The 8,226-nt window shown below is 61.9% G+C and carries 6 protein-coding genes; 1 reads left to right on the top strand and 5 read right to left on the bottom strand.

What is annotated here, in order from left to right; translation table 11 throughout:
* Window positions 1-204 precede the first annotated feature (204 nt).
* The 5 genes from HMPREF2914_RS03835 to HMPREF2914_RS03855 are packed head-to-tail and all read right to left on the bottom strand — an operon-like array spanning window position 205 to window position 7,404.
* Window positions 205-459, bottom strand: coding sequence for an EexN family lipoprotein (locus tag HMPREF2914_RS03835; RefSeq protein WP_024718240.1), 255 nt, complete (start codon window positions 457-459; stop codon window positions 205-207).
* A gap of 2 nt (window positions 460-461) precedes the next feature.
* Window positions 462-1,406: a LysR family transcriptional regulator gene (locus tag HMPREF2914_RS03840; protein WP_021204034.1), complete on the bottom strand. Its 945-nt coding sequence runs from the start codon at window positions 1,404-1,406 to the stop codon at window positions 462-464.
* A 14-nt stretch (window positions 1,407-1,420) separates the two neighbouring features.
* Complete coding sequence (locus tag HMPREF2914_RS03845; protein ID WP_226342114.1) at window positions 1,421-3,043, bottom strand: efflux transporter outer membrane subunit; 1,623 nt, start codon at window positions 3,041-3,043, stop codon at window positions 1,421-1,423.
* Window positions 3,015-6,182, bottom strand: coding sequence for an efflux RND transporter permease subunit (locus HMPREF2914_RS03850; protein WP_021204036.1), 3,168 nt, complete (start codon window positions 6,180-6,182; stop codon window positions 3,015-3,017). Before HMPREF2914_RS03850 ends, HMPREF2914_RS03845 begins: the two co-directional genes overlap by 29 nt.
* 19 nt (window positions 6,183-6,201) lie before the next feature.
* Window positions 6,202-7,404, bottom strand: a complete 1,203-nt coding sequence (locus tag HMPREF2914_RS03855; RefSeq protein ID WP_021204037.1) for an efflux RND transporter periplasmic adaptor subunit — start codon at window positions 7,402-7,404, stop codon at window positions 6,202-6,204.
* Between the two features lie 141 nt (window positions 7,405-7,545).
* On the opposite strand from HMPREF2914_RS03855, the gene HMPREF2914_RS03860 reads away from it, so the two are divergent.
* Window positions 7,546-8,151 (top strand): TetR/AcrR family transcriptional regulator, encoded by a 606-nt coding sequence (locus tag HMPREF2914_RS03860; RefSeq protein WP_023110675.1) that lies wholly within the window; start codon window positions 7,546-7,548, stop codon window positions 8,149-8,151.
* Window positions 8,152-8,226 lie beyond the last annotated feature (75 nt).

Below are 8,226 nucleotides of genomic sequence, written 5' to 3' on the forward strand. Positions count from 1 at the left end.
CCCGTGGAAAACGCGGCACAAAGGCGTGCCGCAGGCGTCAGGATCGGTGCCGGTTCAGTGCCGGTCAAAGACCGTTATCGGCAGCAAGGTGATGCAAAAAGCATGGTGTCATGCAGAGGCGAAACCAGTAAAAACGCCGCAGGCGTGAGCGCGCGGCGGCGTGTCGAGAAAGAAAAATCAAGATTCGCGGCAGAAAGCCAACAATCAGAACTTCGGCGGCGTGTAGGGCGTGTTTCCATAGCCAAAGAAGCGCTTGTTCGTCGCCTCGGCCACCCGGTTGCACAGCACGTCTCCCATCGTCGGGCGTTCGGTCTTGCACTGGCGGCGCAGCTCCCTCAGGCGCGCAGGATCTGCGACCAGCTCTTCCACGGTCGGTACATTGGTTGCCTGTTTCGGTGTTTCGGACTGGCCGCAAGCGGACAGCGCGGCGACCAACAGGAATGGGGCGATCTGCTTCATGGTCATGACTCGACTTCCTCTTGGGAATCGGGTTCAAGGGGGGGCGTGGCTCTGATGCCGTCCGGCGATTCGATGGCCTGCACACGCTCGATAAAGCGTGACAGCACGTCCGAGGATCCACCTTCCCGGTGCAGCACATAAGTGGTCAGCATGGGTGAGCGACCCGCCAGCGGCCGAGCCACAATCCCAGGCTCACGGCTGCCTGCGATATGCGGCGCTCCGGCTAGGCCCAGCGCAAAGCCCGCCGACACTAACGCCATCATCAAATCGCACGAAGCCACACGTTCGGCAATCAGCGGCTCCATATCTATCCGGCGCAGTACACGCTCGACTTGGCGAGCATGGCCTTCGCATACGTGCGGATCGCACAGCACCAGCGGATAGCGCAGCACTTCTTCCAGCGGGATGCGCCTGTGCTTCAAAAGCGGATGGCGTGCAGGAACCGCCACCATCAGTGCATCGCTCCAAACGGCTTCGGCAGTGATGCCTTCTCCAACTTCATCGGACTGGGCAAAGCCCACGTCGTACAGGTCGTCATGCAGTCCCTTGATCTGCTGCGACAAGGGTACCTCGAACAGGCGAATCTCGACTTCGGGTTCTTCCTGCCGACACAGCGCCAGCAAGGACGGCAGGCGCGAGGGCGTGATGCCGTCGGACAGTGCGATACGCAACTGACCGTGGAAGCCGTTGGTGGCTGCATTCACGCTATCGCGCGCCTGCTGCAAGGCGGTGAAGATGCGCGGCACATGCTCCAGAAACAGCTTGCCCGCCCGTGTCAGCCGCGTGCTGCGGCTGGTACGAATGAACAACTGTTCGCCCAGGCTCTCCTCCAGTTCCTTGATAGTGCGCGACAGCGGTGACTGCTCGATGTGCAGCCTCTCGGCCGCGCGGGCGAAATGTAGTTCTTCGGCGACAGCGAGAAAGCAGCGTAAGTGTCGAATCTCCATTTCGCCTCCTGTTGTCAGTACAAAGGCCGTTTGAGAGTCGCAGCGTTGTAGCCGCTCATCTCACCGAGTTCATCCAGTTCAGGCCTGTCGCCGCTTTTGTGGCGCTGCGCGACTGCCTCGCCCTGCGGTCCGGGCAAGGCGTGTGACCAGCCGCCGGCCAGCGTCTTGTAGACCGCCACCAACGCCGTCGCCCTGCGGGTGGCGCTTTGTGCCAGCAAGTCTTCGGACTCCAAGCGTGAACGTTCGGCCTCCAGCACATCCAAAACATGGATGGCGCCGCCCTCAAATTGCAGGCGAGCCGTCTTGGCTGCCCGGCGGCTGGCCTCGGTCGCCTGTACCAGCATGGCGTTCTCGGTCTGCGCGCGCGATAGGCGTACCAGCGCGTTCTCGGTTTCTTCCATGGCGCGCAGCACCGTGCGCTCGTATACCGCCAAGTTTTCGGCAGTGGCTGAATTGGCCGCCGCGATGCGCGACCGCACCCGGCCCACGTCTAGGAAGGAACCACCCACACCGAGCGAGATCATTCGCGTTTCACTATCACGCTCGAACAACGAACCAAAGCCCAACGCCTGCGTGCCGATCAGCCCTCCCAACGTAAAGCGAGGGAACAGGTCTGCCATGGCTACGCCGATACGCGCAGTGGCCGCAGCCAGCCTACGTTCTGCCGCAGCCACATCGGGACGGCGACGCAGTAGATCGCCCGGTGCACCGGCGTTGATCTGGGCGGGCAGCTCAGGCAAGGCTGCGGGGTGATCCAGCACTTCGGCCATCGCCGCAGGCGTGCGGCCAGTGAGCACGGCAATGCGGTGGGCGGCCACAGCAGCCTCAGCTTCAAGCGGCGGAATGCGCGAGCGTGTCAGCGCCAATTGCGTGCGGGCGCGGTCGGCATCGAACGACGTGCCCCGGCCGTTCTCGAACAAGACCTCGATCAGCCGCAGCGTTTCGGCTTGGTTGATTTCGTTGTCCCGCGCGACCTGTAATTGCACTTGCAAGCCGCGCAAGCGGAAATAGGCGTCGGTCAACTCGGCCACCATAGCCACTTGTACGCCCGCCAGGTCGGCTGCGCTGGCCTCGGTCTCGGCGCGCTGCGATTCCACGCTGCGCCGCACTCGGCCAAAGAAGTCCAATTCCCAGATCACGGATAGGCCAGCCGAATGCAGATCGTTATCCCGGTCGGAGCGGGACGCATCCGGTGCTTGTGCAGCACTGGCGCGCTGGGTACTGATTTCACCGGACGCGCCCAGCGTCGGATAGTAGTCTTGGCGACGTTCGCGCGACAGTGCGCTGGCTTGCTCGTAGCGCGACAGTGCTATGCGGATGTCGTGATTGGCGTGAAGAGCATTCTCCACCAAAGAGTGCAGCACCGGGTCATCCAGTTCCCGCCAGAATTGCGCATCGGCCTCCGGTACAAGCTGGGACACGGCAACGGGGTCTTGGCGGGCATACGTCACTGCCTGGGGCGCGGCAGGTGCCTTGTAATTCGGCCCTACTGCGCAAGCTGCCAGCGTCAACGCCACCAAAGGGAGCAGTACCAGATGTGGCATCCGACGTAGGCATGGTCGGATGCGGGATGGCGTTTGAAGCATGACGGAATCAGTCCTTGTGGAGTCAGTCATGGGTGGCCTCCATGGCGACATTTGCCTGGCGACGTGGCTTGCGCGTCGCGAGCCTGCGTAACGCGACGTAGAAAACAGGAGTCAGGAATAAACCGAACAAGGTCACGCCGAGCATGCCGGCGAACACAGTCACTCCCATAACCTGGCGAATCTCCGCGCCTGCGCCGGAACCGACCATCAGCGGCACCACGCCAGCGATGAAGGCGATGGAAGTCATGATGATCGGGCGCAGACGAAGGCGTGATGCCTCCAGCGCGGCATCGAGGATGCTGTGCCCCTTGCGCTCAAGTTCACGGGCGAACTCCACGATCAGAATGGCATTCTTGGAGGCCAGACCAATCAGCACTATCAAGCCAATCTGCACGAAAATGTTGCTGTCACCACCCGCGAGCCACACGCCCGTCATGGCCGACAACAGGCTCATGGGCACGATCAGGATGACGGCCAGCGGCAACGTCCAGCTTTCGTACAGTGCCGCCAGCACCAGGAAGACCAACAGTACCGCCAGCGGGAACACCACCAGCGCGGTATTGCTTTGCGTGACCTGCTGGTAGCTGAGGTCGGTCCACTCCAGTTGCATGCCTGGCGGCAGCACCTTGTCTGCAATGGATTGCACTTGCTGCAATGCCTGCGATGACGACACCAGACGCGGATCAAACTCACCAATCAGGTCGGCAGATGGATAGCCGTTGAAGCGGATGACGGGATCGGGGCCGAATGTCTTGCGCACGTCCACCATGCTGCCGATGGGCACCATGTCGCCATTGGCGTTGCGGGTGCGCAGTTTGACCACGTCCTCGACAGAACTGCGGAACGGTGCGTCCGCCTGAGCCATCACCCGGAAGGTGCGGCCAAAGCGCGTGAAGTCGTTGACATACGCCGAACCCAGGTACACTTGCAGCGTATCGAAAAGATCGGTCACGGCCACGCCCTGTGCCTTCGCCTTGGTGCGGTCCACTACGGCGTCAAGCTGCGGCACATTGGCCTGATAGGAACTGATCGGATATTGGAATCCCGGTTCTTGCGAGATGGCCGTCGCCAGCTCGGTGGTCGCCGTCTGCAATGCGGCATAGCCCTCACGGTTGCGATCCTGCACGTAAAGAGAGAACCCGGAACCCGCGCCCAGCCCCATGACAGGGGGCGGCATGATGGCAAAGGCCAGACCGTCCTGCTCCTGAGCGAAGCGCTCGTTCAACTGTTCCGCAATCTCGGTTGCAGTGTGCTTGCGCTCATTGATGGGCTTGAGTACGAAATACACTAGGCCGCTATTGGACGTGTTGGTCAACTGCAAGCCGTTCATGCCCGGGAACTGCACGGCGTTGTAGACGCCATCGGTCTTGAGCGCGATGTCGCTCACACGGCGGACCAGCGCTTCCGTGCGCTCCAGGGATGCACCCTCGGGTAGCTGGATGACACCGAGGAGATACAGCTTGTCCTGCATGGGGATGAATCCGCCAGGGACGGCCTTGAACACAGCTCCCGTCGCCACCAGTAGCGCGATGTAGACGAGAAACACCGCACCACGCCGCCCGAGGATGCGCGACACGCTGTTTCCATAGCCATCCGCGCTGCGCAGGAAGAAACGGTTGAACGGCCGTAATATCCAGCCCAGACTGCGATCCAGCACCCGCGTGGGCAGGTCTGGCGCGGCACCATGCGGGCGAAGCAGGCGCGCGGCCAGCGCAGGCGACAGCGTCAGCGAGTTGATGGCCGAAATTACCGTGGAGATCGCAATGGTGACGGCGAACTGTTTGTAGAACTGCCCTGTCACGCCGGACAGGAATGCCATAGGCACGAATACCGAGCACAGCACCAGCGAGATGGCGACGATGGGGCCACTGACTTCGCGCATGGCCTGATGGGCCGCAGCCAGCGGCGCCAGCCCTTCGGCGATGTTGCGCTCGACGTTTTCCACCACCACGATCGCGTCGTCCACCACGATCCCGATGGCAAGCACGAGTCCAAAAAGCGTGAGCGTATTGATGGAAAAGCCCAGCATCAGCAGCACGGCGAAGGTGCCTACCACCGACACCGGCACGGCTAGCAGTGGGATGATGGAGGCACGCCAAGTCTGAAGGAACAAGATCACCACCAGCACCACCAGTCCGATGGCTTCCAGCAGAGTGTTGACGACCGCCTTGATCGACTGACGCACGAAGACAGTTGAGTCATACTCCAACGACCATTCCACTCCCTCGGGAAAGCGCTTGGCCAACTCGTCCATCTTCGCGCGGACTTGATCCGAGATTTCGATGGCATTGGCGCCCGGGGCTTCAAAGACAGAGATCGCGACAGCAGGCTTGTTGTTGAGCAACGACATCAGCGAGTAGCTGGATGCGTCCATTTCCACGCGCGCCACATCTCGCAGCCGGGTGACCTGACCCTGCGATCCGGTCTTGACGATGACGTCGCCGAACTCTTCTTCCGTCACCAGCCGGCCCTGCGCATTGATGGACAGGAGGAAGTCGCTTCCCGAGGGGTTGGGCGGCGCACCTAGTTGACCGGCCGAGACCTGGACGTTCTGTTCGCGCACGGCTTCGACCACATCGCCGGCGGTCATACCCAGCGCCGCAATTTTGTCGGGGTCCAGCCATAAGCGCATGGCGTAGTCGCCAGAGCCGATGATCGTGGCATCGCCCACCCCCTGGATGCGTGCCAACTCGTCGCGTACATGGAGCACGGCATAGTTGCGCAGGTACAGCGCGTCATAGCGATCGCCCGGCGAGCGCAACTGCACGACCAGCGTTTCGTTGGGGAACTGTTTGACGGTCACCACACCTTGCTGGCGCACCGCTTCGGGAAGACGCGGCTCTGCCTGGGCGACACGGTTCTGTACCTTGACCTGGGCGTCGTCGGGATCGGTGCCAGGACGGAAGGTGACGGTCAGCACCAACACGCCATCACTACCGGCCACGGACTTCATGTAGAGCATGTTTTCCACGCCGGTGATGGATGCCTCCAGTGGTGCGGCTACCGTGTCGGCGATTTCGCGCGGATTTGCGCCAGGATACGTGGCGCGAACCTGTACGCTGGGTGGCACGACTTCCGGGTACTCGCTGACGGGCAAGAGCGGGATCGCGATCAACCCAACCACGAAAATGATGATGGACAGCACGGCCGCAAAAATCGGCCTGTCCACGAAAAAGCGGGCAAAGTTCATGATGGCTGGCTCTCCGCGCTCATTCGCTCGCCTGGGCGTTTTGTCGGCCTGCAGGCGCCATTTCAATGTCCTGGGCCGTCACTGGCATGCCGACAGAAACCTTCTGGATGCCGTTGACGATCACGCGGTCGCCGGGATTTAGACCTTCCTCGACGATGCGCAGGCCTTCGGCCTTGCGTCCCAGCGTGATGTCGCGGCGCTGGGCGGTGTTGTTCTCATCGATCACATACACGTACTTGCGGCTCTGGTCGGTCAGGATGGCCTTGTCGTCGATCAGCATGGCCTCGAAACTGCCGCTACCCGGCAGGCGCACTCGGGCATAGAGGCCCGGCGTAAGCAGGCCGTCGGGATTGACCAGGGTGGCGCGTGCGCGGATGGTGCCGGTGGCCGCATCGACACGGTTGTCCACGAAGTCCACGTTTCCGGCGTGTGGATAGCCGTTCTCGCCGACCAGGCCCACCTGCACCGGGATACTTTCGCTGCGCTGGTCGGGGCGCTCTCCGTTGCGAGCCATGTGGGCGTAGCGCAGATAGGTACGCTCGTCGACATCAAAATGCACGTGCACCGGGTTCAGCGAGACTACGGTGGTCAGGATGCTGGCCTGGCCGTCAGCACTCACCAAGTTGCCTGCCGTGACCAGTGCACGTCCGGCGCGGCCTGTGATGGGCGAACGTACCTGGGTGAACGACAGATCCAACTTGGCGGTCTCGACTGCGGCTTGGGCGAACTGCACGTTGGCTTGGGCCTGATCGGCGGCGGCGTGGCGCTGCTCCAACTCCTCGGTGGAGGCTGCTTGCAACGAAGCCAGCTTTTGAGCACGGGCCGCTTCGCTACGTGCCAGTGCGGCCTGCGTGCGGGCGCGGGCCAAGTCTGCTTCCGCGCGAGCCAGAGCAGCACGGTAACTGCGAGCGTCAATCTCGAACAGCACGTCGCCACGTTTGACGATCTGGCCCTCTTCGTAATTGACCCTGTCGATGTAGCCACTCACACGTGGCCGCAGCGCAACGCCTTCCACCGCCTCGACGCGGCCATTGAACTCATCCCATTGGACGATCTTGCGCACCGACACAGGTGCCACGCTGACCGTGGGTGGAGGGGCGGCGACCGCGTCGGCGGCGTCGCTATTGCAGCCAGCTAGGGACAGCGCCAGCAAGCTCGCCGCAGCTAACGGCAAGGCGCGGCGCCAGGAAGGCAGGACCGCAAGGTAAGGCAATGTGCTCATTGTTTTCAGTCTCGAAGGGATGGCGAAACCCGGTTGATAAAATTTGACATACGTGACGTATGCCATTTATCATCCACTCATACGCAACGTATGTCAATCATTTACATACACTTCTTATGTGAAAAATCGGAGGACGACCTAATGGCACAAAAGCGTGCAGAGATGATTGAGGAAACGCGGGCCAAGCTCATCAGTGCCGCCCGCGCTGCGTTCGCAACCGTGGGATATGCGGACAGTTCAATGGATGAGCTGACGGCCCAAGCCGGACTGACGCGCGGAGCGCTCTATCACCACTTCGGTGGAAAGAAAGGGCTGCTGGAGGCGGTCATCGCCCAGATTGATGCAGAGATATCTGGCCGACTGGCCGTCATCGTCGAGGAGGCGGAGTCCACCTGGGACGGCTTCGTTCAGGAGTGCATTGGCTACATCAAGATGGCCGTCGAGCCCGAAGTCCAGCGGATCGTCCTGCTGGACGGGCCAGCGGTTCTGGGCGATCCCTCCCAGTGGCCCAGCCAGAACGTGTGCATCGTGAATACGCGCCGCAGCCTCCAGAAGTTGATCGAGGAGGCAGTCATACGCCCCGTCGATCCCCTGGCGACGGCCCGCCTGATAAACGGGGCGCTGCTGGGCGCATCGCTGTGGATCGCCAGCGCAGACGACCCACGCGCCGCTTCCGAAAAAGCCGTGCAGGGATTTCTTGTACTGGTGGCGGGCTTGCGGCGGGACACCTCTCCCGCGCAGCCGTAACAACCCAAAGGTGCCGACCGGCAGGCCGGACTCTTTGACCCAGAAATATAGGAGTAATATTGAATGTCATCTCAA

Origin of the sequence: Pseudomonas sp. HMSC067G02 (genome assembly GCF_001813485.1) — a bacterium.
GTDB classification, from domain to species: domain Bacteria; phylum Pseudomonadota; class Gammaproteobacteria; order Pseudomonadales; family Pseudomonadaceae; genus Pseudomonas; species Pseudomonas aeruginosa.